The organism is Kordia antarctica (assembly GCF_009901525.1).
Lineage (GTDB): Bacteria > Bacteroidota > Bacteroidia > Flavobacteriales > Flavobacteriaceae > Kordia > Kordia antarctica.
In genome coordinates, this window is sequence record NZ_CP019288.1 from 4,889,709 (window position 1) to 4,913,379 (window position 23,671).

Sequence of the window (23,671 nt, forward strand, 5' to 3'; positions counted from 1 at the left end):
GTATAACTTCCTTGTAGTTATGTGTAAATTGATTAACTTAGAACTATTAACCAAAAACTATATATGATGAAAAAAAGAAATTTAACATCTCTTAGACTTAACAAAAAGTCAGTTTCCAACTTACAATCAGGTCGAGTTAGTGGAGCAGGTTCTGATAGAGAAACTAAAACATTTTTTAATGGAATTTGTCAATGTCCAGCTCCTTCTAGAGCAGATACAGCAAGCTGGTGTAGATGCCAATAACCTTCAAAGCGAACTTCGGTTCGTTTTTTTTATGTGCAAAATTTATTTTTGAAATTTTTCATCAAAGTCTTTTAATGGTAAGATTTTTTAAGTTGTAAATTTTAAAATCGATGTCTTTACAACAAACACTGAAATAAAAGTTATTCTGGTGTTTGCAGTGAAGAATCATTTTTCTTTTTGGGTTCTCTTTTTGCATTTTTCAGACTTTGCATGAGCATCCATTCTATTTGTCCATTGGTACTGCGAAATTCGTCAGCCGCCCATTTTTCAATAGATTTTAACATCTCTTCATTCATTCGTAATGCAAAAGCTTTTTTCTTAGCCATAATCAGTTTGTTGACGATGTATCTTTTTTCTTAATGTATTGTTTATCTGTTTTTGTTACGCTCAAAGACAATTTGAATAGCACCTTCATTTTTATTGAGATCTTTTAAAATCCAACCTTGTTTTGCATGATTGTTGAGAATTTCTTCTAGTTTTTCACTTCTGTTTCTCCAACCTAAACTTGGTTTTATGACTTTGTATTCTTTCATCTTTTGTATTTGATTAGATTGTTTCTTGCAATATTCTTTCTAATAAATTTAATGTTTTCAGTATTTACTTTTCCTCTTCTTTATACACTACTAAACTTAGTACGACGCCAATAATTGTTCCAATCATGGAGCCAATTATCATTCCCATAGCAACGTTGCCAATTACTGCGCCAACGGTAGTTCCGATACTTGTCCCTAATGCTACACCAACGCCAATTGCGGTAATTTGTTTTGTATTCATTTTATTGGTTTAAAGTTCCTGCATTTATTACTGGAGAAGCTTCTTTATCTCCACAAAGAATTACTAATAAGTTGCTTACCATTGCCGCTTTTCGTTCTTCGTCTAATATTAATATATTTTTTTTGTTTAATTCGTTCAACGCCATTTCTACCATACTTACGGCACCTTCTACAATTTTATGTCTGGCAGCTACAATAGCTGTTGCTTGCTGTCTTTTTAACATAGCACTTGCAATTTCTTGTGCATACGCTAAATATCCAATTCTAGCTTCTAATACATGAATTCCTGCGATAGATAAACGCTCGTCCAATTCTTTTTCTAATGCTTCGCTGACTTCATTTACACTAGAACGTAATGTAATATCTTCATCATGACCTTCATCGGCAAAATTATCATATGGATACATACTTGCCAATTTACGAACTGCCGCATCTGTTTGTACGCGCACAAAATGTTCGTAATTATCTACGTCAAAAGCGGCTTTGTAGGTGTCACTTACTTTCCAAACTAAGATAGTACTAATCATAACAGGATTTCCAAGTTTGTCATTCACTTTTAAACGTTCACTGTCAAAATTGCTTGCACGTAAGGAAATTTTCTTTTTCGAAAAAAATGGATTTACCCAATAAAAACCGTTTTCCTTTATTGTTCCAACATATTTACCAAATAAAAGAAGCACACGAGAATTATTAGGATTTACCATTACAAATCCTGGCGCAATAAATAGTGCGAGAATGATAATTAATAAAAATATAGGATTCTTAGTGAAAATTGCGGCTGCAATTGCTCCAAAAAATAATGCAAGGAATAGGAATAACATTAAATAACCATTTGCAGGAGCAATAATTTTTTCTTCTTTCATAATGCGGTGTTTTAGATTGATATCATTTTGATATCATAAATATATGAAATTAAATTTATATTTTTCAAAAAATTTTAATATATATTTTACGCGCTGTGTTTTTTAATACTTGTTTAGATCAATAATAGAAAGGATTTGAAGAAGAAAAATAACTTTGGCACGCCATTTGCAAATAGAGAAATGTAACAACGCAATGACATTTAGCTAAGCTGGTTACTTTCTAAATAGAGTACGTTACATTTTTGGTTGGTTAGTTTTAAAGAGCATCTTTCGAGATGCTTTTTTCATGGAATAATTCGAAATGTAATATTAATTCGACCTTGAATTTGTTTTGCCGTTTTTGGGATTTGATGCAACCAATGATGTTGCGTTTCGCCTTTCATCAATAATAAACTTCCATGTTGTAGTAATAGTTTGTTTTTGAGTGATTTATCGGTGCGATGTTTTAAATGAAAATAACGTTCGTGTCCAAAACTCAACGAAGCTATAATTGGATTTTTGCCCAATTCCTTTTCGTTATCTGCGTGCCAACCGTTACTATCTTTTCCGTTTCTATAATAATTGAGTAATAAAGTAGTGAAATCAGCATTGCAAGTTTCGTCTACAATTTTTTTTAATTCTACTAATGTTGAGGTCAATGGATGCGGAATCATTTCTATAGAAGAATAACTGTATGATTTTTGATTAGTTCCATACAAAGCAGTCAATCGCGGTTGTGCATACACTTTTCCAAATACTTTAATGTCATCTTGTTGCCAAGGTGTTTCTTTTTGAAGCATTTCATATAGCTGAGTTGCTTCTGCGGAAGCGATAAAATTTGGATAGTATATAATGTCTGCATTTGGTAAATGCAATTGCTGAGGAGTTTTATCTGAAAACAAAGAAAATTCATTCATTATAATATCGTAGAAATTGTAAAATTAATCATTATTTTGTGAAAGAAGCCGTTAATCAATTTTCAATGCACAAATTACATTACGCAGTAATTGCACTGTTATTTTTAATTTCCACTAGAAGCGACACACATTTGCCACAAGGTTTTGTGTATGTAAAAGATCATATTCCAACTATTGAAGTAGAACTACGCTATTTGTGTTCAGATAATTTCATAGGAACACACATTGACGGTTATGAAGCTGAGAAGTGCATTTTGTCAAAATCTGCCACGTTAGCTTTAAAAAAAGTGCAAGAAGATTTGAAAAAACAAGGTTTCGGAATCAAAATTTTTGATGCGTACAGACCACAACGCGCCGTAGATCATTTTCGTCGTTGGGCAAGAGATTTGAATGATACATTAATGAAGCAAGATTATTACCCGAATGTTGCCAAAAAAGATTTATTTCGTTTGCAATATATTGCAACACAATCGCGTCACAGTAGCGGAAGTACGGTTGATGTTTCCATTATCAATTTAGACACAAAAAAAGAACTTGATATGGGAAGTTCGTATGATTTCTTTGGAGAAATATCTTGGGTTGCGTATCAAAATTTAACCAAAACACAATTGCAAAATCGAAAACTATTACAAGATATTATGCAAAAAAATGGTTTTCGAAACTATCCAAAAGAATGGTGGCATTTTACCTTACGTGGCGAACCGTATAGAAATCAATATTTTGACTTTTCGATAAAATAAGAGTATAACTTATTGACAATATGTTAAGTAAGGTTTTCCCGTAAGTATTCTTTGCTGAAATTTATTAGATTGGGGTATTATTAATCTTAAACCAAAATAATATGTTACAAAATATTTTAAATTTTGAAGGTGTTCGTGAATTAAAAAAATCGGAACAAAACTCAATTAACGGCGGAAAAAAGCAATGTGGTATCAATGGAAATTGTGGTCCAGGAAACTGTTGCAATACGGCAGGTTGGTGTCAAGCATTTGGTTCGCATGGATCTACAGGCTATTTGTGTGACGGAAGTTATGTGTAAAACTTTTTAGAAATGTTCACTTTTTAATACTATTAACTTAAAAATAAATAAATTATGTTAGAAAAATTTCAAGAATCTGAAATCACAAATGTAAATACAATACAAGGTGGCGTTGCGTCTACAGAATACATCATTGTGTTTTAGAGTACACTCATTACTTGTTTAATTTTGAATCGGATTCGTAAAATTTTACGGTGTTCCCGTAATGTAATAAGTTTTTGAAGTAGTAATTTAATTGTCTATTAATAATTTATAATATGAAAACAAACAGATTCTCAAAATTAAATTTTGCAAAACAAACCATTTCAAGACTTGATAGTACAGTAGTACTTGGAGGAGCAACACAAAGTAACCAACAAAGAACAGGTTGTCAAACAAACTGTACAGCATGGAATCCTAAAGGTCAATAACCATAACTAAATCTTATATCATGAAAAAAAAGAATCTAAAAAATCTCAAACTAGTTAAAGAAAACATTTCAAAACTAGAAGTAAAAGAAAGTGACAAACTAAAAGGCGGTACAGGTGGCGGTAGCTATTGCAATACCTGCTTTGATTGTTGGTTACACTAATACAATACAAGCGAACTTCGGTTCGCTTTTTTTATGCTTTTTATTTAAAATTTCAAGTTTTTTCATTTTTTTGGGTAATGAATCTTCACAATAAACCCTACTAGATATAACTACAAAAATATATTAGATATGAAAAAGCGAAATTTAAAGAGTTTGCAATTAAACAAAAAGTCAATTTCAAACATCAATGAAACAGTAAAAGGAGGAATTTATAGAACTGCAGGTTGTTATTCTGTTCAAATTTGCCATATAGAACCAGATACAGATCATACATTAAAACCAATTCCTGTGGATTCCTGGGGAAGTTGTCATCCATGTCAAACGATTATATGTTAAGCTTAAATAATATCATTCATGATTTAAAATAAAAGCAGCAACAACATTAATTTTATAAAAAGGGGTTTTTAAAATTTTAATTGTTGACAAAAGGGCAAACGTAGGTTTGCTCTTTTTTTTGTATCTTTTTGGTTATTAATTTTTTAAAACACATATAATTATGATCAACAAGTTGAAAACATTCAAATTTAAGAACGCACAACAAGTTTTAGGTGGAGAAATTCATTCCATTACTGCTGAAGTTACGATCAACAAAGCAAAAAGTGCAGACAAGCTTATGCAGAAAATGACACAATATATTTCTTCATAATTACAGAGCGAACTTCGGTTCGCTTTCTTTCTTTCTTTCAATAAGTCTAAAAATCCAAGTAGTCCAACAATCTAAGAAAATCTACCCAATCTACGAGTTAAACTTCAAAAATCGTCTCGCTTCTCGCTCTAGGAAAATTCGATATTTATTTGGTGGTTCAACAGTAAACGAACACTTTTCTTTCGTTTTTGGATGTGTAAATTGAATTGAAGTTGCACACAGAAACATTCCTTTTTTATAATTTTCTTCGTCTTTTCCGTGAATCTGATCGCCAATTATTGGATGATTGATGCTTTTTAAGTGAATTCGTAATTGGTGCGTTCTTCCTGTTTTTGGAAACAATTTTACATGCGAAAGGTATCCGTTTTGCAGCGAAGAAACTGTTTGTATCGTTTCGTATATTGTTAATGCTTCTTTTTCGGCTACAGCCGAATTGATCTCGCCGTGCAGATTTGTTTTCCCAATCACAATAGCTTCATACACTTTAGAAACTTCTTGCAATTCAAACTGTTTATATAAGTGAAATTGTGCGCTTTTGGTTTTGGCAACAATCAAAATTCCTGATGTTGGATTGTCCAAACGATGCACAGGTTTTGGAAACGGTAATTTATCTGGTGCGTGCGAAGGTTTTAAATTATGCGGTAATGCATTTTCAATGGTTTTAAAATAATTTCCGTTTGTGGGAAATCCAGCAGGTTTATTGATGATTGCAATATCATCATCTTCAAAAACCACCGAAATTGCTAGTTTGAAAATTTTCTTTGGAATTGTTGCTACTGCATAAATTTCAATTGTATCATTTTCTGAAACAAAAGTTGCCGTTGTTGCAACGTTTCCGTTAATCAAAAGAAGCTTCTTTTTAATGATTTTCTTAAGCGAACTTTTAGTTAGAACGCTTTCAAACACAGCAACATCATATTCTTGAATTCGCACAGAATTTTCAAGTTTTGGGACGATATGTGTTTCGAGTAGTTTCAAAAATAATAGTTTTAGTAAAAATATGAAAACCACCTCGAAAGAAGTGGTTTTTTTGTCTAACAGTCTAACAGTCTAACAGTCTAACAGTCTAACTAGTCTAAAATTCTACTTAATCTTCTTTCCAGGTATATTCTGTCCACCTTGATGCAATATAAGACTCTTGGGCATCTTAGTTACTTCATCAATTTGAAAAGTGATTTTTGCTTCCACAACTTTTAAGAAAAAGTTATCTTCAGATTCCGCAAAGAGTTCAAATTTAGGTTGGTTGGTAGCTTGTGCAAAAATTTGATTTCCTTTTACATTTACTTCAATAAAAAAGGTAGGAGCTAATTCATACGTTCCAATATATTTTTTTAGAACTTCTTCTGAAAGCTGAATTTCTTTTTTGCTTTCCGCCATTTTTTTATCAGTTTCAACACCTTTTGAAACGTTAATATTACTCTTGAAAACTACTTTTTTAGGTGTTCCATCGCTGAAAATATATTCCGCAAAACTATCTTCAAAAAAGAAACGATTCTGCGTAAGCGGGAAAATTTTAAAAGCCGCATTTCCATCCGAACGTTGACTGTACAATTGATCGTCTTTTAGCGAAACAAACCGAACAACGCCATCTTCAAATTCATAAGCGCCAACCCATTTTTGCAATTGTTCTTTGGTAAGTGTTACTTTTTTTGAAAGTTCAGGATACGGTTTTCCAATAGCAATTGCTGCAATTTTAAACGCAATTTCACTTGGCGAATTGCAATTACAATTCGTCAAAATAATTACATATGCATTTTCGCTAGGAACATAAATTCCTTGTGTTGTATAGCCGAAAATTCCGCCACCATGTTCAATAACAGGAACTTCATTTATCATATTCATTGCCCAACCGTAGCCATAATTTATTTTATCGCCATTGTTAAGTGTGTAATTTGTAAACGCTTTCGCTAGACTTTCTTTAGAAATTAACGCATTGTTTCTAACCGCTTTATGCCACAAATACATATCGTCTACAGTTGACATTATGGAACCAGCCGCATACGGAATGTTCATGCTAATGTAATCTGCATTCAAATACGTTTCCTGTTTTTGATAACCAGCAGCTCTGTTTTTAACGATCGTATATTTACTTCCATATAATGAATTGTTCATCTTTAACTCGTCAAAAATTCGTTTTTGAAGAAATTCAGGATAGGGCATTCCACTTACTTTTTCAATGATATATCCTAATAATACAAATCCAGAATTGTTGTAAAGATATTGCTCACCAGGTTTAAAATCCATCGGTTCATTTTTGAAAGCATCAATCAATTCTGTTGGCGAAATATCTTTTCGAGCAAAATCTCTTAACGATGGAATTGATGTATAACTTTTAATTCCAGAAGTATGCGTGAGTAAGTGATGCACCGTAATTTTGGTTTCTTGGGTTGGATAATCAGGAATAAACTTTGTGATTTCATCATCTAGCGAAAGCTTTCCTTCTTCTAATAACATTAAAATACCAACGGCTGTAAATTGTTTTGTGATGGATCCGATTTCGAAAACATTTTCAGGAATCATGTCTGTATTTAATTCCAGATTCGATTTCCCAAATGCTTTTCGATATACGATTTCTCCTTCTTTGGCAATTAAAATAGTCGCTCCAGAATCGTCTGTTTTGTATTGATTGCTCATTAATTGATCAATTTTTTCTTCCATGTTTTGCGCAAATTGCACAGACGGAATTGATACGAAAAGTAGTAAAAAGAGCAGTTTTAAATTTAAGATTGGTTTCATGTGTTGATTGTTTTTGATTTGATTGAATGAATGTTTGACGATGAAATTAATAGTTAGTTACAAAAAAAGCCTCTTCATTTGAAGAGGCTTTAAGATACCAATTATTTTATAGAGTTATTTTATCATCTCGTAACTACGTTTGATGAATTGTGTTAATTCTTCTCCCGTAAGTAAATTTTGAGATAGTCGTGCTAGATCTAGCGATTGCTTGATTAAGCGTTCTTGTTTCTTTTTTGTTTTAGTGCTTAGAATCTGTCCAACCAACTCATGATTTGTATTCACGATGAGGTTATACATTTCTGGGAAATTTCCAAACATTCCGCCGCCGCCAGATTGTTGCATTTCTTTCATACGACGCATAAATTCTGGTTGCGTAATCATAAATGGCGAAGCATTAGAATCCATTGCTTCTAATTGAACCGTATATTTATCCGCAGGAACAACTTCTGTCAAGGTAGTTTTTAACGTTTCTTTTTCTTCGTCAGAAAGTTTAGAAATTTGCTCTTCGTCTTTTTTGATTAAATTATCAATGTGATCTGCATCAACACGTGCAAAAGAAATATTCTCTTTTGAACTTTCAAGCTTTTGAATTAAATGCGGAACAATTGGAGAATCTAGTAATAAAACTTCGTATCCTTTATCTTTCGCAGCTTCAATATAACTGTGTTGTTGATCTTTGTTAGACGCGTATAAGATGATTGTTTTTCCATCTTTATCCGTTTGTGCATCTTTAATTTTTTCGTTTAATTCTTCGTACGTATAGTATTTTCCATCAACAGTTGGATATAATACAAATTTATCAGCTTTTTCAAAGAATTTATCTTCTGAAAGCATTCCGTATTCAATCACAATTTTGATATCATTCCATTTTGCTTCAAAATCTTCTCTATTGTTTTTGAATAAAGAACTTAATTTGTCTGCCACTTTACGTGTAATGTACGAAGCAATTTTCTTTACATTTCCATCTGCTTGTAAGTATGAACGCGAAACGTTTAGTGGAATATCTGGAGAATCAATGACACCTTTTAGCATCGTTAAAAACTCAGGTACAATTCCTTCTACATTATCTGTAACGTATACTTGATTTTGGTATAATTGAATTCTGTCTTTCTGCATATTCATATCATTCCCAAGTTTTGGGAAATATAAAATACCAGTTAAGTTAAACGGATAATCTACATTTAAGTGAATATTGAATAAAGGCTCTTCAAATTGCGCTGGATATAATTCTCGGTAGAATTTTTTATAATCTTCATCTTCTAAATCTGCAGGTTGTTTTGTCCACGCAGGATTTGGATTGTTGATGATATTATCAACGGTAATTGTTTCTGCTTTTGCGTCTTCTGCAGCATCTTCTGGAAGTGGTAACGTTTCTTCTTTCGTTCCAAATTTAATTGCAACAGGCATGAATTTATTATACTTTACTAACAATTCATTGATTCTTGAATCTTCTAGGAACTCCGTAGAATCTTCAGCAATGTGTAAAATAATTTCGGTTCCACGTTCCGTTTTATCGTGTGCTTCTAGTGTAAATTGTGGCGAACCATCACATGTCCAATGTGCGGCTGGAATATCTTCATTATAGCTTTTAGAAATAATTTCTACTTTTTCCGCTACCATGAAGGCAGAATAGAAACCAAGTCCAAAATGTCCGATAATTCCTGAATCTTTGGCAGAATCTTTGTATTTTTCTAAAAATTCTTCTGCTCCTGAAAAAGCAACTTGATTGATATATTTTTCAATTTCGTCCGCAGACATTCCAATTCCTTGGTCAATAATGTGCAGTTTTTTTCCTTCTTTATCTACTTTAATTTCGATGACTGGATTTCCGTATTCAACGCTTGTTTCACCAATAGTTGTTAAATGCTTAAGCTTTAGCGTAGCATCAGTAGCGTTAGAAATAATTTCTCTTAAAAAGATTTCGTGATCGCTGTATAAAAACTTCTTAATTAAAGGAAAAATATTTTCTACAGATACATTAATATTTCCTGTTGCCATTTGTTATCTTTTTAGTTTATAAATAAAAATTTGTATTGTTTGATGAGTTTCATTTCAAAAAAAATACCAATTTCACACAAGTGACAAGATGACATAATACGTGTCAAAATCATTTATTTTGAAATTAAACAATATTTCTTGTAAGGAATCAATAATCATTTCGATATATCATATATCTGATTAAGGATAGAAATTGCTAAGAAAAAGAATAATTCCTTAATCAATTGTTTATTTATTGGTTAGGTTGTTTTAAAGCACATTTATTTAAAAATAAATGTGCTTTTTCGTTTAAGTGCATTCATTTCATTAAAAGATATAATTATTAATGCTTAATATTGTCTTTCAATTTTTTAAGAATTTGTAAATTTATAGTGCGATTTCGCATTGAAAATTAAAAATCAATACTTTATGTATACATCAAGAATTATAGGATTAGGACATTACGTGCCAGATAACGTGGTGACAAATGGTGATTTGTCTAAATTAATGGACACAAATGATGAATGGATACAGGAACGAACTGGTATAAAAGAACGAAGATATGCCATAAAAGGCAGTGAAGATACTACTACAGGAATGGGCGTGAAAGCTGCGAAAGTAGCTATTGACAGCGCAGGAATTGATAAAGATGATATTGATTTTATCGTTTTTGCTACCTTAAGTCCTGATTACTATTTTCCTGGTCCAGGAGTTGCAGTTCAAAAAGCATTAGACATTAAAACCGTTGGCGCGTTAGATGTACGGAACCAATGTTCAGGATTTATATATGCAATTTCGGTAGCAGATCAGTTTATTAAAACAGGAATGTACAAAAACGTTTTGGTGATTGGTTCGGAATTACACTCACATGGTTTGGATATGACAACGCGCGGAAGAGGTGTTTCTGTCATTTTTGGAGATGGAGCTGGAGCCGCAGTTTTGACAAGAAGTGAAGACAATAATCGTGGAATTTTATCAACGCATTTACACTCACAAGGTGAACATGCTGAAGAATTAGTGCTTACGGCGCCAGGAATGGGAACACGTTGGGTAAATGATATTTTAAAAGATCATGAAAATGGAGTAGAAGACACATCCTATTATCCAAAGATGAATGGAAAGTTTGTATTTAAAAATGCAGTCGTTCGTTTTAGCGAAGTCATTATGGAAGGTTTAACGCAAAATGGCTTGAAAAAAGAAGACATTGACATGTTAATTCCGCATCAAGCGAATTTAAGAATCTCTCAATTTATACAGCGAAAATTTGGATTAAGCGACGATCAAGTATATAATAATATTATGCGTTACGGAAATACAACCGCAGCGTCAATTCCTATTGCGCTGACAGAAGCATGGCTGGAAGGAAAAGTGAAAGAAGGCGATACTGTGGTATTGGCAGCTTTCGGAAGTGGATTCACTTGGGGAAGTGTTATTATTAAATGGTAAATCTTTGAATGTGTCAATTTGAAAATTTTTCAATTTGAAGATGTGTGTGGTTGTGCTGACTCATAATTTGATAGATTATTTTTTTTCACAATTCGTTCTTTTTCCGTAGTGTAGTATTTATTTTTCGTTAAGAATTTTTGAAGCCTTGGAAAAAATTTAGAAAAATGAATGCGGTTTTAGTTTTTCAGAGAAAAAACTAAAAACACCTCTGGAAAACGCACTTTCTTTTGTTTCTTTTCTTTGGGCGAACAAAGAAAAAGAAAATAAAAAATTAAAAAATGAAGTTTGTTATCTTGAAACTTTACTAAAATCATTTGAAGGTTGTTCATGAAACTGACGTAGAGCAATCAATTTACACTATCAAACCAAACAACAGTAAAAATTCTAAAAAAAATAAAAATCCCAAGTTCTCATGAGCTTGGGATTTTTCTATAGATATAAATATCTAATAAACGTTATGCAATATTTTAGGGTATTTGTTAGAGTGCTAAATTCGAATAATCAACCTATGTAATCAATACTGAATAACTTTTTCAATAACAAAATTGTAATTTTTTTTGAAAAACAATTACTGCTTAGTAGAATTTTAACACTATTTTGGTTCAAATGTCCTAGTTTATAGATTAATAGCATTTTAGAAAATATTTAAACTCAAAAAAATCATATAAAAACAGAAAACCCTAGTTGTGCACAACTAAGGTTTTCTTTCATTAATAACTTGCAATTAACACTAACCATCAATACTAATTGAAGCTATTAAATTGTTTTAGATATTTTATTTTTTAATTAATATGAAGCGATTTACATAAATCCACCACTTCCAGATTTTTCATCATTATCACGTTGCTTACGCGATTTTGCTCTGTATTTTCTACCACCAAAACGGTATGAAACACTTACGGAAACAGTATTGCTTTCCCAGTTAAATGATCCTTCCTGTCTAAATGGTCTATCACCATTAAAACCAAATTGCATGGTGTTAAAAATATCATTGTAGTTTACACTCAACGTTCCGTTTCCTTCTGCAAAACTATAACGACCTCCAATATTTATAAAATACATTGGCTTGGTTTCAAACTGAATACCTTTGGCGCTTCCTCTGTACAATCCGAACGCAGAAAGGTTTATTTTTTTAGAAACTTTAAAGTTGTTAAACATTCTAAAATTCCAAGCAGTATTATCAACTTCAACTGTTTCACTAATTATATTATCAACTGTTGCAACATCCGTTGGAGCATTCAATGATTCTGTAATTCCTTTTTGAGTTTGCGCAAAGAAATCAAAACTAGCATTCAAACTCCACCAACTTGTGGGTCTGTAATTACTTGAAACCTCAACTCCGTAGGCTGAAGTATTGTCAAAATTATCATGTGTTAAAATCAATCTGTTCAAGTCGGTACGATCTACAAAAACGGCTCTATTGATCTCATCTTCAATAAGTCTGTAAAAAACTCCTCCAGTAATGGTTCCTTTATTTCCTAGCTTTCGAGTATAATTTATTTCCATAGAATTTGTAAACTGTGGCTGTAAATTAATATTTCCAAAAGAAGTAATCAATGGCGTACTCCATTCTCTAATAGGATTTACTTGTCCAATTCCAGGACGATCAACACGCCTGCTATAACTTACTTGGTATGAATTTTTCTCAGAAGGAGAATATGTAAAGAATGCAGATGGATAAAACTGAACATAATCATTATCAAAATCAATAGTTGTAACATCGGTTGATGCAACTTCTCTTGACAATGCATTTGCGTTAACCTGAACACTTTCTGCGCGTACACCAACTTGATATGACCACTTTTCAAATTGCTTTCCATAGGTTCCGTATGCAGAATAAATATCTCTACTATACTCAAAATCTGTACTTGGCGTTCTGCGTAAATTTCCGATGTCGGTAAATGAAAATCCACTAGATTGATAATCAATATTAGAATTGAATAAACGCGCTTCTAAACCAAGTTCTAACTTCGCTTTATTTTTTAAAGGACGCACATAATCTAAGTTAATTGTAATACGATCTCTAGCAGTTTCGGTTTCATCAATATAATTAGGAAATGTATTTGCTCCTGAAAAATTGAAATCAATATTATCATCAGCGTCATACACATTATAATCTACTTCCAATTCAATATTATGACCTTCATCATCCAAATCTAATTTATAATTAAAATTATATTGAGATGAAAAATTATCATTCTTTGCTAAGAAATCTTGGAAGTTATTAAACTGCGGATCGTCATAGAAAAAAACATCTGTATCACCATCAGTTTTACTATCCGTAATATTCTGACTCGTAAAAAATGAAAGTGTGTTTTTATCATTCAAATAAAAATCGACACCAACCTTAAATAAATGTGTCTTACGATTGTCTAAAAAGCTAAACAATTGTTCTGAATTATCATCTACTCTAGTGATATTTCCATTATTAGCATTCTTAGAAATATTGTTTCCGTAGTTTCCGAATAAGTTAAATTTTCCATTACGGTAATTCATATCAATAGAACTATTAAACTTAGACTCACGCTCACGTGTCAGTCCAATATTTATATTTCCATTAAATCCGATTTTTACATTCTTATGCAATACAATATTGATAATTCCGCTCATTCCTTCAGGATTATACTTTGCAGAAGGATTTGTGATTAGTTCAATTTTTTTGATAGAATTAGAAGGCAATTGCTTTAACAATTGTGCTGTCGGAATGTTTGATAATTTCCCGTCAACCATCACACGAACGTTTTGATTTCCTCGCAAACTAATTGCTCCTGTTTGTTGATCTACACTAACAGAAGGTAAATTGTTCATAATATCGGAAGCTGTTGGTCCACTTGTGACCAAATCTTTTCCAACGGTAATTACTTTTCGGTCAACTTTCTGTTCAATAGTAGTTCGTTCGGCAACAATTTCTACTTCATTCAATGTCGTAGCACTTTCTGCTAAAGCAATAGTTCCGAGTGAAACCGTTCTGTTATCATTTGAAATCGTAACTTCTTTTGTCACAGTTTCATATCCAATAAATTGAATGTCCACGATAAGAAATCCTGCGGGAATCTTTTCAATTTTAAAATTTCCGTTGTCATCTGAAATAGCTCCAGTTAAAATTTTGTTATCCGTTTTGGATTTAATAACAACAGTTGCGTACGGAATTAATTCTTGTGTTCGTGCGTCCACAACTTTTCCTTCAATAGTTCCGATTTTGGGTTCTGAATTTTGCGCATGTAATGCAAAGCATAGCATCACCATGCAAAGTGTGATTAGTTTTTTCATTTAATTTGTTCGTTTTTTGTTTTTGATTGATGAAGCTTCAGATTTACTTGAAGCATGCATACTTGACGCCTCAAAATATATTGTGTTACGGCATTTAACACACTTTAACATATTTTAACAAATAACACAGTTGCATTTTTTAAATGATTAAATTTGCAGTCTTATTACCAGTAAGTAAACCTAAATCGTAACCTAAAAAGTATAACCTATTGAAAACACTAGTACTTGGCGCTTCTATGAAGCCACATCGCTTTTCCTACAAAGCGATACAAAAACTTGCAGCAAACGATCACGAAGTTGTTGCATACGGATTAAAAGAAGGAGAAATTAGCGGAATTCAGATTGATACAGAATTGGTGGAATACTCAGATATTCATACAGTTACTTTATATCTAAACTCATCTGTACAAGTAGATTTTTATGACTACATCATTTCGTTACAGCCAAAACGTGTCATTTTTAATCCAGGAACCGAAAATCCAAAATTTTATAAATTACTTACCGAAAAAAATATAGAACACGAAGTTGCGTGTACGTTGGTTTTATTGGCGTCTAATCAATACTAAACCAATAAACGTTAGCAATCCGTTAATCGGTAACAATTCATATCCAAACTGATAAAAATTCTCTTTAGCTAGTGTTGTCGCTTCCGCGAGATTGGCAACGTCTGCGGTGAAATACGTGTAGTAATTCCCGAAATTCGCTAAGAAATACGTCACGCATATCGAAACTACGGTAACGATCCAAACGCGTTTATCAACGATTTTATATTTGGTGAAAATTCCAAAAGCAAACAATCCTAATAATGGTCCGTATGTATACCCTGCGATTGTTAAAATACTATCAATCACGCTTTTATTGCTCAAACTATTAAAAATAATCACGACAATAATCAATACGACTGACATTCCAATATGAACCAGTTGTCTAATTCCTTTTTGCTTATTTTCTGGCTTTTTCTCAACGCCCAAAAAATCTACGGAAAAAGAAGTTGTCAATGAAGTCAATGCAGAATCGGCACTAGAATATGCAGCGGCAATCAAACCTAATAAGAAAACAACAGCCAATGAAATTCCCAATCCGCCGTTGAGTGCAATTTCTGGGAAAAGCAAATCGGTTTTTGGTTTTCCGTCCATTATAGGAACTGCAATATCATTCGCGCTAGCATACATAAATAATAATGCTCCTAATAATAAAAAGATCAAGTTTACAGCAACTAACACAATACTAAACGAAATCATATTTTTTTGCGCATCGCCAAGTGTTTTGCAGGTTAAATTCTTTTGCATCATATCTTGGTCGAGTCCTGTCATACAAACTGCAATAAACAATCCGCCAAGGAACGATTTTAGAAAATAATCTTTCGCCATAAAGCTATCTGTAAACCAGATTTTATTGTATTTCTCTAGCGCTTCTGAGTTCCAAAATTCGCCAAAACTCATATCAAGATTCGTCAAAATCAAATACATAGCAACGCCAACGGCAACTAACATAAACAAGGTTTGTAGCGTATCTGTCCAAACAATTGTTTTAATTCCGCCACGAAATGTGTACAACCAAATCAATAAAACAGATAAACTTACGGTAACCGCAAAATGAATTCCATAAGCGTCAAATACATACCGTTGCAACACAATTGCTACCAAATACAATCTAAAAGAAGCACCCAAAATTCTTGAAACTAAAAAGAAAAAAGCACCCGTTTTATAACTTACGACTCCAAATCGGTCTTCCAAATACTGATAAATAGAGGTTACATTCAAGCGATAATAAATTGGCATCAGCACAAATGCAATAATAAAATACCCAACCAAATATCCGAAAACAACTTGCATATAGCTAAACTGAGAAGCTTCCACCCAACCTGGAACGGAAATAAATGTCACGCCCGAAAGCGATGCGCCAATCATTCCAAAAGCTACAATATACCAAGGCGACTTTCGCGAAGCTCTAAAAAATGATTCGTTGCTATCATCTTTCCCCGTGAAATACGAGATCAAAATTAAAACGCCAAAATAGCCGGCAATAAGGAGTAAAATATGAATTGGTTGCATAAATATAATTTGTGGATTGCAAAATACGAACTTCAATGCTTTGCGCTGTTTAAAAATTCAAAAATTTAAGATTCAAGGGTTTGATTGTGGAAAGATTTAAAAAATAAGTCTATTACATTGACTTTTAGAATATATGATCGCTTCGGCTTTTAGTTTCGCAAAAGATACAGAGTTTATAGTCAATTGCTCGTTCTGTTTATACTAGGAAAACATTACGGATTTTCCACGGGTTCGTTTTTTTTACTAACTTCGTTCTAGCAATCGTAACTAACCATAAAAGTTGGCAACAATTATTAGAAAATCAAATCAAAATATAAAATCTATGAAGAAAATCTACACACTTACTTTTTTAATAACTTCTTTTGTATGTCAGGCTCAAATAGTAAATATTCCAGACGCAAATTTTAAAAATGCTTTAGTAAATGACATTGTTGTAGATATAGATAATAATGGAGTTTATGATTCCGATGCAGATTTAAACAATGATGGAGAGATTCAAGTTAGTGAAGCCGAATCAGTTATCAGCTTAAATATTAGTTTTAAAAACATTACCTCTCTTGAAGGAATTGCAAGTTTTTCTAATCTTATCAAATTATATTGTACTGATAATCCATTTATTGAGTTTGATGTTTCATCACTTATAAATTTAGAAACTTTAAGATGTTGGGATATCGATCAAGTCGTAAGTATTGATTTATCATCAAATATAAACTTGACATCATTAGAATGTGATGTCAATGATTCATTAGAGTTTTTAAATATCCAAAATGGTAACAATCAAAACCTTGTACGACTTTGGACAGATAGTTCACCTAATTTAGTTTGCATTCAAGTTGATGATGAAGTCTATGCCAACAATCAAACTTGTAATAATAATGAATGGTGCAAAGACATTTCTACAACTTATAATGAAAATTGTACTTTAGGAATAAATGAATTTAATTACAATGCAATAAATGTCTTCCCAAATCCTACTAAAAATGAATTAACGATTAACTCAAACTTGTCTGTAGAAAGTTTTAAGATTTATTCTACGAATGGAAAATTAGTCATGAGTAAAAAACTACAAAACAATAAAATTGATTTATTTAACCTCAATTCAGGAATTTATTTTATCAAATTTCAATCACAAAATAAAACGATAATTAAAAAAATAATCAAGGAATAAAAAAAAACACACATAACGGTAGCGGATTGCGGAAGCCAATAGTTTTTAAAAACTACCCATATCTGCCTTACAATAAGGTCTTAAAACGTTAAAACAATACTTCAAAGGATTCACAGTCATATTTCAGTTCCAAAACCGTCACTTCGAGTAATTTTTGGAATAAAATGAAGAAAATTGCATTTCGACTCCGCTCAATAGAACTATTGAGAAGTATTCGCTATTTCTAAGCTGAATCTCGATAGCTCTGCTGAGTTGATCTCGATACAAAATTCTTCCAGAATTTCACTCGATCTGACGAGTAGTAAACATTTCAGCTTCAGATTCAACTTCATTTTCAATTTCCAAAGCCAAAAAACCGTAAATTTGCCCTCATGGAATTCTCCTCAAAACTATTAGAAAACGCAGTCAATGAAATTTCGCAACTTCCAGGAATCGGAAAGCGAACTGCATTACGGTTGGTCTTGCATTTATTACGTCAGCCAGAAAGTCAAACGTTGCATTTAACAAGCGCGTTGCAAGATTTGCGTACGGAAATAAAGCATTGCAAAAGCTGTCACAACATTTCGGATGTGGAAATTTGTGACATTTGCATCAATGCGAATCGCCAACAAGAAATCATTTGTGTTGTAGAAGACATTCGAGATGTCATGGCAATCGAAAGTACGGCGCAATACAAAGGTTTATATCATGTTTTGGGTGGGAAAATTTCTCCGTTAGACGGAATTGGTCCGCACAATCTCACCATTGGTAGTTTGGTTGAAAAAGTAAAAGAAGGAAAAGTAAAAGAAATCATATTTGCGCTAAGTTCAACAATGGAAGGCGATACAACGAATTTCTACATCTACAAACAAATAGAAAATTACGAAGTAAAAACCTCTACCATTGCTCGTGGAATTTCGGTTGGTGACGAATTAGAATACGCCGATGAGGTTACACTTGGAAGAAGTATTTTGAACAGAGTTCCGTTTGAAAATTCACTAAAGAGTTCATAAAAACATAGCTTCATGAAACTCTCTATCATCATTCTCAACTACAATGTGCGCTACTTTTTAGAAGCGTGTTTGCGCAGTGTGCAATCCGCTATTTCGGAAATGGACGCAGAAATAATTGTCGTGGATAACAATTCGCCAGATGACAGTTGCGACATGATGCGAAACACTTTTCCAGAGATTCAACTCTTGGCGAATACAGAAAATGTAGGTTTTGCCAAAGCCAACAATCAAGGTGTCAAACTTGCCAAAGGTGAATATGTTTGTATCTTAAATCCTGATACAATTGTTGCAGAAGATACTTTTTCGCAATTACTCGCATTCGCGGAAAGCAAGGAGAATTTAGGTGCAATTGGTTGCAAACTCATTGACGGAAGCGGAACATTTCTGCCCGAAAGCAAGCGCAACATTCCAACGCCAATGGTTTCTGTAAAGAAAATATTAGGCAATAAAAATTCAGGATACTATTCTAATCTCCATGAAAATGAAATTGGTAAAGTAAAAATTCTAGTAGGAGCATTTATGCTGTTAAAAAAAAGTGTGTATGAAGCTGTCGCTGGATTTGACGAAGATTATTTCATGTATGGCGAAGACATAGATTTATCATACAAAATCATAAAAGCAGGTTTTCAAAACTACTATTATGGCAAAACTTCGGTGATTCATTACAAAGGAGAAAGTACGTTAAAAGACAAAACCTATGCAAATCGTTTTTACGGCGCAATGCAATTATTCTATAAAAAACATTTCAAAAGAAATTTTATCTATGATATTGCGGTTACGCTTGGCGCGAAAGTAATTCCGTTACTTTCAACCTCAGAAAAACAAGTTTCCAAAAACATTCAAAAATGTATAATTGTTACGAATGATGCAACTCGTTTTGAGCAGCTTCAAACCGTTTACAATGGTAAAATATGTGTGCCAGTTGATGATTTAGATCGCTTAGTTCATCAAACAGAAAATAAATATCATACGGAAATTATATTTGATACTCACTTTGTTGATATGAAAAGTATCATTCAAATCTTTGAAAAACAGCTTGGATATTACAAAATATACCCAAAAAACAGTACTTTTATCCTCGGTAGCGATTCTTCTAAAAATAGAGGAGAAGTGCTAATGTTGAAGAAGAATTAAATTGAAAATAATTCAATAAAAAATCATATTATTTAGTATTTTCGCAAAATAATATAAAATAACATCTTTAGATTAAGGATATGGCAAAATTTGAACTAAAACTTCCACAAATGGGAGAAAGTGTTGCAGAAGCGACAATTATATCATGGCTCAAAGAAGTTGGCGACACAATTGAAGCTGATGAAGCGGTGTTAGAAATCGCAACAGATAAGGTAGATTCTGAATTGCCGAGTGAAGTTGATGGTATTTTAGTTGAAATACTATTCAATGTAGATGATGTTGTAAAAGTTGGACAAACACTTGCTATTATTGAAACTGAAGGAGAAGGAAGCGCAGAAACAGCACCAACTCCAGAAGTAATTGTAGCAGGAACGCCAGCCGAAGCCGAATTAGAATCGCATAAAGTAACTTTGGAAAAAGGAACATTAACCAATGACTTTTCAACTTCTGAGAAATTCTATTCTCCACTAGTCAAGAATATTGCGAAAGAAGAAGGAATTTCCGTTGAACAATTGGATAATATTGCAGGAACAGGAAAAGAAGGAAGAGTTACTAAAAATGACATTCTTGACTATATAAATAGTGGTCAAACACAACAATCACAAGAAGTGGCAGTTCCAAAAGCAGCAGTTCAAGAAGCGGCTAAAGTGATAAAAGAAACGCCAAAAGCAACAGTAGCAACTCCAGTTTCTGTAAACGGAAGCGACGAAATCATAGAAATGACACGAATGGGGAAACTCATTGCACATCATATGGTAGCTTCGGTTCAAACAGCGGCACACGTACAAAGTTTTGTTGAGGTAGATGTGACAAATATTTGGAATTGGCGTAAAAAAGCAAAAGATAGCTTTGAAAAACGTGAAGGCGAAAAACTAACGTTTACACCAATATTTATGGAAGCGGTTGCAAAATCGTTGAAAGATTTCCCAATGATGAATATTGCGCTTGATGGCGATACGATTATTAAAAGGAAAAACATAAACTTGGGAATGGCGGCAGCGTTACCAGACGGAAATTTAATTGTTCCTGTCATTAAAAATGCAGATCAACTGAACTTAGTTGGTATGGCAAAAGCGGTAAACGATTTAGCTGAAAGAGCAAGAACGAACAAATTGAAACCAGACGATATTCAAGGCGGAACGTACACAGTTACGAACGTTGGAACGTTTGGAAGTATTATGGGAACTCCGATTATAAATCAGCCACAAGTTGGAATTTTAGCGTTAGGAGCTATCAGAAAAGTTCCTGCGGTGATTGAAACGCCAGAAGGTGATTTCATCGGAATCCGTTACAAAATGTTCTTATCACACTCATACGATCACAGAGTTGTGAATGGCGCACTTGGCGGACAGTTTGTAAAGCAAGTTGCTGATTATTTAGAAGCTTGGGATGTTAATAGAGATATTTAAAAGTTAAAAGTTAAAAGTTATGAGTTATGGAGTTGTGAGTTATGAGTTGTGAGTGGAAACAAATCCACCAAAACCCAAAACCCAAAAGCGTAGCGACCTAATACCCAAAACCCAAAACCCAAAAGCGAAGCGACCCCAAACCCAACACCTAACAGCAAACCAATCTATTCTTAAGCCAAAACACACTTTTACTCCAAATAGATATTCCTTTCGGAAACAATAAAATAAAGTGAACAAACGCTAAAATTATAGCTCCAGGAATAATATTAACTGAAATAAATTGAATGACTTGTTGCGCAAAAGTATTCGTAGTTATTTCATTGATAACTAATGCAGATTCTGTGATTTCGACTCTGGTTGCAATCATTAAAAAGATGGACGCAAAATGAAAACTATTTGCAAAAAGATGTAAAATGTATTCCCATCTTGGTAATCCTCCGATAGATTTTCTACTGTCATCTTCGGAATATGCGTCTATTCCTAAAGCTAAAAAGTCAATACTAATAAGTACAATGGCAATCCAGAAACTAGTTGCATCCGTATTAATGAATAAAAACCAAACGATTAAAGGAAATAAAATGGCTCTGATAGTATGTGTTTTATGTTCAAATGCGCTCTCCTTTCTTTTGAATAATTCATATTTCCATATGTGTAAATAAAATCCGTCATAAGTTGCTAAAACCATAAATAGTAACAAGCATAAAGCACTTAAGTAATATAATATATCCATTCTCTGAGTTTTTAAATTTTAACAAAATTCAGCGAATAAAAAATAGGATCAATTGACATATGTCACAATCGTGGAATTATTGGTATTATAAAATTTTCGATCTAATTCGGCTTAGTGTTTCTCTTGAAACACCAAGATAAGAAGCAATGTGTTGAATAGAAACGCGTTGAATAATTTCTGGTTGATTTTCAAGTAAATGCAAGTATTTTTCCTTGGCAGTTTCAAAACTTAACGTATGTATTCTTTCAGACAAACGCGCACATTCTTTCTCTGTTAATAGTCTACTAAGTGATTGCCATTTGATGTTTAATTTATACAATTTTATCAAATTTTCATAGGATAAAGAGATAATTGTAGCATCTTCAAGAGCTTGAATATAATCTTTTGAAATTGTTCTATTTACAAAACTTTCATGTGATGATGTAATCGAATTTTCCATACAGAAACAGGTGTTTATTTCGTTTCCATCTTTTAAGTAATAGGTTCTAAAAAGCCCTTTTTGAATATAAGTAATATGACCACAAATAGTTCCTTCTCTAAGTAGATAATCGCCTTTTTCTATCTTTTTGATGACAAAATAATCGAGTGCTAGATTGAAAGTTTCGTCATCCATTTGAATAACGTTTTTTATGTATGATTTAATTTTTTCTAATTCAGGATTCATAAAGGTTTTTAAGAGTTTATAAGTTTATAAGTTGAAAGGTTTATAAGTTTATTGCATTGGATAAACATTCACATGCTAAAATACCAAATGCAAAGCGAATACTTTTTTCGCCACGAATTCACAACTATTTTTAGTCAGTTTATCGGCACGATTTACAAACTCGCGCTAGCGTAAGTTTAGTTTAAAAGTTTAAGGGTTTATAAGTTTATCAAATGTGTCAATAATTCACATACCAAAATACCAAAAGCAAAGCGAATACTTTTTCCGCCACGAATTCACAAATATTTTTAGTCAGTTTATCGGCACGATTTACAAAATCGCGCTAGCGAATGAGAGAAAACAAATTAACGAATTAACAAATAACGAACAAACAAATCAACACACAAACAAGCTAATCTAAAAGCGCAGCGATCTATTTCTTAAGTGATTCAATAAAAGAAATTAAATCCAAACCTTCATGAAGTTTCCCTTTTACAATTGCGATTGGAATGGAAGAAATAATCACATCTCGGCGTTTCATTTTAGAAATCGTCTTCCAAAAAAAATCTTTATAACGTTCGTTTTCAGAAATATTAAAAGCTTTATGTCGAATTCGGTTTGCCTGTAACATTCCAATCAATTTCTCGCATTTTGTACATTCATCTTTGGTGAAAATAATCGTTTCGCCTTTGTCAATTAAACCATCAAGTGTTTTCCAGTTTTTCACGCTAGTTTCCAAGTTTAACACTTGTAATTTATCTTCAAAAGAAGAAAAATAAGTAAATTCTGGAGTTGCATTTTTCAGCGGAATTAGTGTTATTAATTTAACTTTAGTATTAGCGGGAACTTTCTTAATCACAGGACGATAACTACTTTTCCGAAATCCTTTTCCATCAACCTTAAAGAACACTTCTTTTAAAGTTTCTGTATGATTAATAGCGTAAAACGTGATTTTTTTAGTGCCTTTAACTTCAACAATTTCAAGTTCTTCTGTTTGTGCGTTCGTGGAAAGTATCCAACAAAAACACAGTAAAAAAGGAGTTAAAATAGACTTGAACACAGTTGTTTTAATTTTATTGTT

General features: G+C 32.6%; 25 protein-coding genes. 12 read left to right on the top strand and 13 right to left on the bottom strand.

Annotated features, from left to right (window positions below):
* Nucleotides 1–383: 383 nt before the first annotated feature.
* The 5 genes from IMCC3317_RS20345 to IMCC3317_RS20360 form a co-directional block, all read right to left on the bottom strand.
* Entirely contained in the window at nucleotides 384–569 is a 186-nt protein-coding gene (locus IMCC3317_RS20345; RefSeq protein WP_160131312.1) for an Arc family DNA-binding protein, read from the bottom strand.
* A gap of 42 nt (nucleotides 570–611) precedes the next feature.
* On the bottom strand, nucleotides 612–776 hold the full coding sequence (locus IMCC3317_RS20350) for a DUF4177 domain-containing protein (RefSeq protein WP_160131313.1): 165 nt from the start codon (nucleotides 774–776) through the stop codon (nucleotides 612–614).
* A 64-nt stretch (nucleotides 777–840) separates the two neighbouring features.
* Nucleotides 841–1,017 carry a hypothetical protein gene (locus IMCC3317_RS23230; RefSeq protein WP_170293860.1) on the bottom strand — a complete coding sequence of 59 codons (177 nt, stop codon included), beginning with the start codon at nucleotides 1,015–1,017 and terminating at the stop codon, nucleotides 841–843.
* Nucleotide 1,018: 1 nt separating this feature from the next.
* Complete coding sequence (locus IMCC3317_RS20355) at nucleotides 1,019–1,879, bottom strand: SPFH domain-containing protein (protein WP_160131314.1); 861 nt, start codon at nucleotides 1,877–1,879, stop codon at nucleotides 1,019–1,021.
* 284 nt (nucleotides 1,880–2,163) lie between these two features.
* A complete protein-coding gene (locus IMCC3317_RS20360; RefSeq protein WP_160131315.1) occupies nucleotides 2,164–2,775 on the bottom strand; it encodes an alpha-ketoglutarate-dependent dioxygenase AlkB family protein in 612 nt (203 codons plus the stop codon).
* Nucleotides 2,776–2,840: 65 nt separating this feature from the next.
* Here IMCC3317_RS20360 and IMCC3317_RS20365 point away from each other — a divergent pair, with 65 nt between their 5' ends.
* The 6 genes from IMCC3317_RS20365 (at nucleotide 2,841) to IMCC3317_RS20390 (ending at nucleotide 5,031) form a co-directional block, all read left to right on the top strand.
* Nucleotides 2,841–3,515, top strand: coding sequence for a M15 family metallopeptidase (locus IMCC3317_RS20365; protein WP_170293861.1), 675 nt, complete (start codon nucleotides 2,841–2,843; stop codon nucleotides 3,513–3,515).
* Between the two features lie 101 nt (nucleotides 3,516–3,616).
* Nucleotides 3,617–3,814, top strand: a complete 198-nt coding sequence (locus IMCC3317_RS20370) for a hypothetical protein (protein ID WP_160131316.1) — start codon at nucleotides 3,617–3,619, stop codon at nucleotides 3,812–3,814.
* A 257-nt stretch (nucleotides 3,815–4,071) separates the two neighbouring features.
* Complete coding sequence (locus IMCC3317_RS20375; RefSeq protein WP_160131317.1) at nucleotides 4,072–4,224, top strand: hypothetical protein; 153 nt, start codon at nucleotides 4,072–4,074, stop codon at nucleotides 4,222–4,224.
* A 20-nt stretch (nucleotides 4,225–4,244) separates the two neighbouring features.
* Nucleotides 4,245–4,385: a hypothetical protein gene (locus tag IMCC3317_RS20380; protein WP_160131318.1), complete on the top strand. Its 141-nt coding sequence runs from the start codon at nucleotides 4,245–4,247 to the stop codon at nucleotides 4,383–4,385.
* 129 nt (nucleotides 4,386–4,514) lie between these two features.
* Complete coding sequence (locus IMCC3317_RS20385; protein WP_160131319.1) at nucleotides 4,515–4,721, top strand: hypothetical protein; 207 nt, start codon at nucleotides 4,515–4,517, stop codon at nucleotides 4,719–4,721.
* Nucleotides 4,722–4,881: 160 nt separating this feature from the next.
* Nucleotides 4,882–5,031 (top strand): hypothetical protein, encoded by a 150-nt coding sequence (locus IMCC3317_RS20390; protein WP_160131320.1) that lies wholly within the window; start codon nucleotides 4,882–4,884, stop codon nucleotides 5,029–5,031.
* Nucleotides 5,032–5,121: 90 nt separating this feature from the next.
* On the opposite strand, the gene IMCC3317_RS20395 is transcribed toward IMCC3317_RS20390, so the two are convergent.
* The 3 genes from IMCC3317_RS20395 to htpG all read right to left on the bottom strand — a co-directional run bounded on the left by IMCC3317_RS20395 (nucleotide 5,122) and on the right by htpG (nucleotide 9,765).
* Complete coding sequence (locus IMCC3317_RS20395) at nucleotides 5,122–6,009, bottom strand: RluA family pseudouridine synthase (RefSeq protein WP_160131321.1); 888 nt, start codon at nucleotides 6,007–6,009, stop codon at nucleotides 5,122–5,124.
* Between the two features lie 105 nt (nucleotides 6,010–6,114).
* Nucleotides 6,115–7,767 (bottom strand): serine hydrolase, encoded by a 1,653-nt coding sequence (locus IMCC3317_RS20400; RefSeq protein ID WP_160131322.1) that lies wholly within the window; start codon nucleotides 7,765–7,767, stop codon nucleotides 6,115–6,117.
* A gap of 114 nt (nucleotides 7,768–7,881) precedes the next feature.
* A complete protein-coding gene (htpG, locus tag IMCC3317_RS20405; RefSeq protein ID WP_160131323.1) occupies nucleotides 7,882–9,765 on the bottom strand; it encodes a molecular chaperone HtpG in 1,884 nt (627 codons plus the stop codon).
* A gap of 408 nt (nucleotides 9,766–10,173) precedes the next feature.
* Here htpG and IMCC3317_RS20410 point away from each other — a divergent pair, with 408 nt between their 5' ends.
* Nucleotides 10,174–11,190 carry a 3-oxoacyl-ACP synthase III family protein gene (locus tag IMCC3317_RS20410; protein ID WP_160131324.1) on the top strand — a complete coding sequence of 339 codons (1,017 nt, stop codon included), beginning with the start codon at nucleotides 10,174–10,176 and terminating at the stop codon, nucleotides 11,188–11,190.
* A gap of 801 nt (nucleotides 11,191–11,991) precedes the next feature.
* On the opposite strand, the gene IMCC3317_RS20415 is transcribed toward IMCC3317_RS20410, so the two are convergent.
* Nucleotides 11,992–14,460, bottom strand: coding sequence for an outer membrane beta-barrel family protein (locus IMCC3317_RS20415; RefSeq protein WP_170293862.1), 2,469 nt, complete (start codon nucleotides 14,458–14,460; stop codon nucleotides 11,992–11,994).
* Between the two features lie 209 nt (nucleotides 14,461–14,669).
* On the opposite strand from IMCC3317_RS20415, the gene IMCC3317_RS20420 reads away from it, so the two are divergent.
* Nucleotides 14,670–15,026, top strand: a complete 357-nt coding sequence (locus IMCC3317_RS20420) for a CoA-binding protein (RefSeq protein ID WP_160131325.1) — start codon at nucleotides 14,670–14,672, stop codon at nucleotides 15,024–15,026.
* Here the strand turns inward: IMCC3317_RS20420 and IMCC3317_RS20425 are convergent.
* Nucleotides 15,003–16,514 (bottom strand): sodium:solute symporter, encoded by a 1,512-nt coding sequence (locus IMCC3317_RS20425; RefSeq protein ID WP_160131326.1) that lies wholly within the window; start codon nucleotides 16,512–16,514, stop codon nucleotides 15,003–15,005. The two genes, IMCC3317_RS20420 and IMCC3317_RS20425, sit on opposite strands and share 24 nt — an antisense overlap.
* Before the next feature lie 322 nt (nucleotides 16,515–16,836).
* Here IMCC3317_RS20425 and IMCC3317_RS20430 point away from each other — a divergent pair, with 322 nt between their 5' ends.
* From IMCC3317_RS20430 to IMCC3317_RS20445, 4 genes are all read left to right on the top strand, one after another.
* The gene (locus tag IMCC3317_RS20430; protein ID WP_160131327.1) at nucleotides 16,837–17,682 is read left to right on the top strand and encodes a T9SS type A sorting domain-containing protein; all 846 of its coding nucleotides are present in this window, start codon (nucleotides 16,837–16,839) and stop codon (nucleotides 17,680–17,682) included.
* 371 nt (nucleotides 17,683–18,053) lie between these two features.
* Entirely contained in the window at nucleotides 18,054–18,674 is a 621-nt protein-coding gene (recR, locus tag IMCC3317_RS20435) for a recombination mediator RecR (protein WP_160131328.1), read from the top strand.
* 12 nt (nucleotides 18,675–18,686) lie between these two features.
* Complete coding sequence (locus IMCC3317_RS20440; protein ID WP_160131329.1) at nucleotides 18,687–19,808, top strand: glycosyltransferase family 2 protein; 1,122 nt, start codon at nucleotides 18,687–18,689, stop codon at nucleotides 19,806–19,808.
* A gap of 80 nt (nucleotides 19,809–19,888) precedes the next feature.
* A complete protein-coding gene (locus tag IMCC3317_RS20445; RefSeq protein ID WP_160131330.1) occupies nucleotides 19,889–21,217 on the top strand; it encodes a dihydrolipoamide acetyltransferase family protein in 1,329 nt (442 codons plus the stop codon).
* A gap of 148 nt (nucleotides 21,218–21,365) precedes the next feature.
* Here the strand turns inward: IMCC3317_RS20445 and IMCC3317_RS20450 are convergent, their stop codons facing one another.
* The 3 genes from IMCC3317_RS20450 to IMCC3317_RS20460 all read right to left on the bottom strand — a co-directional run bounded on the left by IMCC3317_RS20450 (nucleotide 21,366) and on the right by IMCC3317_RS20460 (nucleotide 23,650).
* Nucleotides 21,366–21,947 carry a hypothetical protein gene (locus IMCC3317_RS20450; protein ID WP_160131331.1) on the bottom strand — a complete coding sequence of 194 codons (582 nt, stop codon included), beginning with the start codon at nucleotides 21,945–21,947 and terminating at the stop codon, nucleotides 21,366–21,368.
* Between the two features lie 85 nt (nucleotides 21,948–22,032).
* The gene (locus IMCC3317_RS20455) at nucleotides 22,033–22,611 is read right to left on the bottom strand and encodes a Crp/Fnr family transcriptional regulator (protein WP_160131332.1); all 579 of its coding nucleotides are present in this window, start codon (nucleotides 22,609–22,611) and stop codon (nucleotides 22,033–22,035) included.
* 412 nt (nucleotides 22,612–23,023) lie between these two features.
* Complete coding sequence (locus IMCC3317_RS20460; RefSeq protein WP_160131333.1) at nucleotides 23,024–23,650, bottom strand: hypothetical protein; 627 nt, start codon at nucleotides 23,648–23,650, stop codon at nucleotides 23,024–23,026.
* Nucleotides 23,651–23,671: the final 21 nt, after the last annotated feature.

Excerpts from the sequence above, each read along its gene's own strand:
- IMCC3317_RS20345 (WP_160131312.1), bottom strand. The coding sequence starts at position 569 with ATGGCTAAGAAAAAAGCTTTTGCATTACGAATGAATGAAGAGATGTTA.
- IMCC3317_RS20350 (WP_160131313.1), bottom strand. The coding sequence starts at position 776 with ATGAAAGAATACAAAGTCATAAAACCAAGTTTAGGTTGGAGAAACAGA.
- IMCC3317_RS23230 (WP_170293860.1), bottom strand. The coding sequence starts at position 1,017 with ATGAATACAAAACAAATTACCGCAATTGGCGTTGGTGTAGCATTAGGG.
- IMCC3317_RS20355 (WP_160131314.1), bottom strand. The coding sequence starts at position 1,879 with ATGAAAGAAGAAAAAATTATTGCTCCTGCAAATGGTTATTTAATGTTA.
- IMCC3317_RS20360 (WP_160131315.1), bottom strand. The coding sequence starts at position 2,775 with ATGAATGAATTTTCTTTGTTTTCAGATAAAACTCCTCAGCAATTGCAT.
- IMCC3317_RS20365 (WP_170293861.1), top strand. The coding sequence starts at position 2,841 with ATGCACAAATTACATTACGCAGTAATTGCACTGTTATTTTTAATTTCC.
- IMCC3317_RS20370 (WP_160131316.1), top strand. The coding sequence starts at position 3,617 with ATGTTACAAAATATTTTAAATTTTGAAGGTGTTCGTGAATTAAAAAAA.
- IMCC3317_RS20375 (WP_160131317.1), top strand. The coding sequence starts at position 4,072 with ATGAAAACAAACAGATTCTCAAAATTAAATTTTGCAAAACAAACCATT.
- IMCC3317_RS20380 (WP_160131318.1), top strand. The coding sequence starts at position 4,245 with ATGAAAAAAAAGAATCTAAAAAATCTCAAACTAGTTAAAGAAAACATT.
- IMCC3317_RS20385 (WP_160131319.1), top strand. The coding sequence starts at position 4,515 with ATGAAAAAGCGAAATTTAAAGAGTTTGCAATTAAACAAAAAGTCAATT.
- IMCC3317_RS20390 (WP_160131320.1), top strand. The coding sequence starts at position 4,882 with ATGATCAACAAGTTGAAAACATTCAAATTTAAGAACGCACAACAAGTT.
- IMCC3317_RS20400 (WP_160131322.1), bottom strand. The coding sequence starts at position 7,767 with ATGAAACCAATCTTAAATTTAAAACTGCTCTTTTTACTACTTTTCGTA.
- htpG (WP_160131323.1), bottom strand. The coding sequence starts at position 9,765 with ATGGCAACAGGAAATATTAATGTATCTGTAGAAAATATTTTTCCTTTA.
- IMCC3317_RS20410 (WP_160131324.1), top strand. The coding sequence starts at position 10,174 with ATGTATACATCAAGAATTATAGGATTAGGACATTACGTGCCAGATAAC.
- IMCC3317_RS20415 (WP_170293862.1), bottom strand. The coding sequence starts at position 14,460 with ATGAAAAAACTAATCACACTTTGCATGGTGATGCTATGCTTTGCATTA.
- IMCC3317_RS20425 (WP_160131326.1), bottom strand. The coding sequence starts at position 16,514 with ATGCAACCAATTCATATTTTACTCCTTATTGCCGGCTATTTTGGCGTT.
- IMCC3317_RS20430 (WP_160131327.1), top strand. The coding sequence starts at position 16,837 with ATGAAGAAAATCTACACACTTACTTTTTTAATAACTTCTTTTGTATGT.
- recR (WP_160131328.1), top strand. The coding sequence starts at position 18,054 with ATGGAATTCTCCTCAAAACTATTAGAAAACGCAGTCAATGAAATTTCG.
- IMCC3317_RS20440 (WP_160131329.1), top strand. The coding sequence starts at position 18,687 with ATGAAACTCTCTATCATCATTCTCAACTACAATGTGCGCTACTTTTTA.
- IMCC3317_RS20445 (WP_160131330.1), top strand. The coding sequence starts at position 19,889 with ATGGCAAAATTTGAACTAAAACTTCCACAAATGGGAGAAAGTGTTGCA.
- IMCC3317_RS20450 (WP_160131331.1), bottom strand. The coding sequence starts at position 21,947 with ATGGATATATTATATTACTTAAGTGCTTTATGCTTGTTACTATTTATG.
- IMCC3317_RS20455 (WP_160131332.1), bottom strand. The coding sequence starts at position 22,611 with ATGAATCCTGAATTAGAAAAAATTAAATCATACATAAAAAACGTTATT.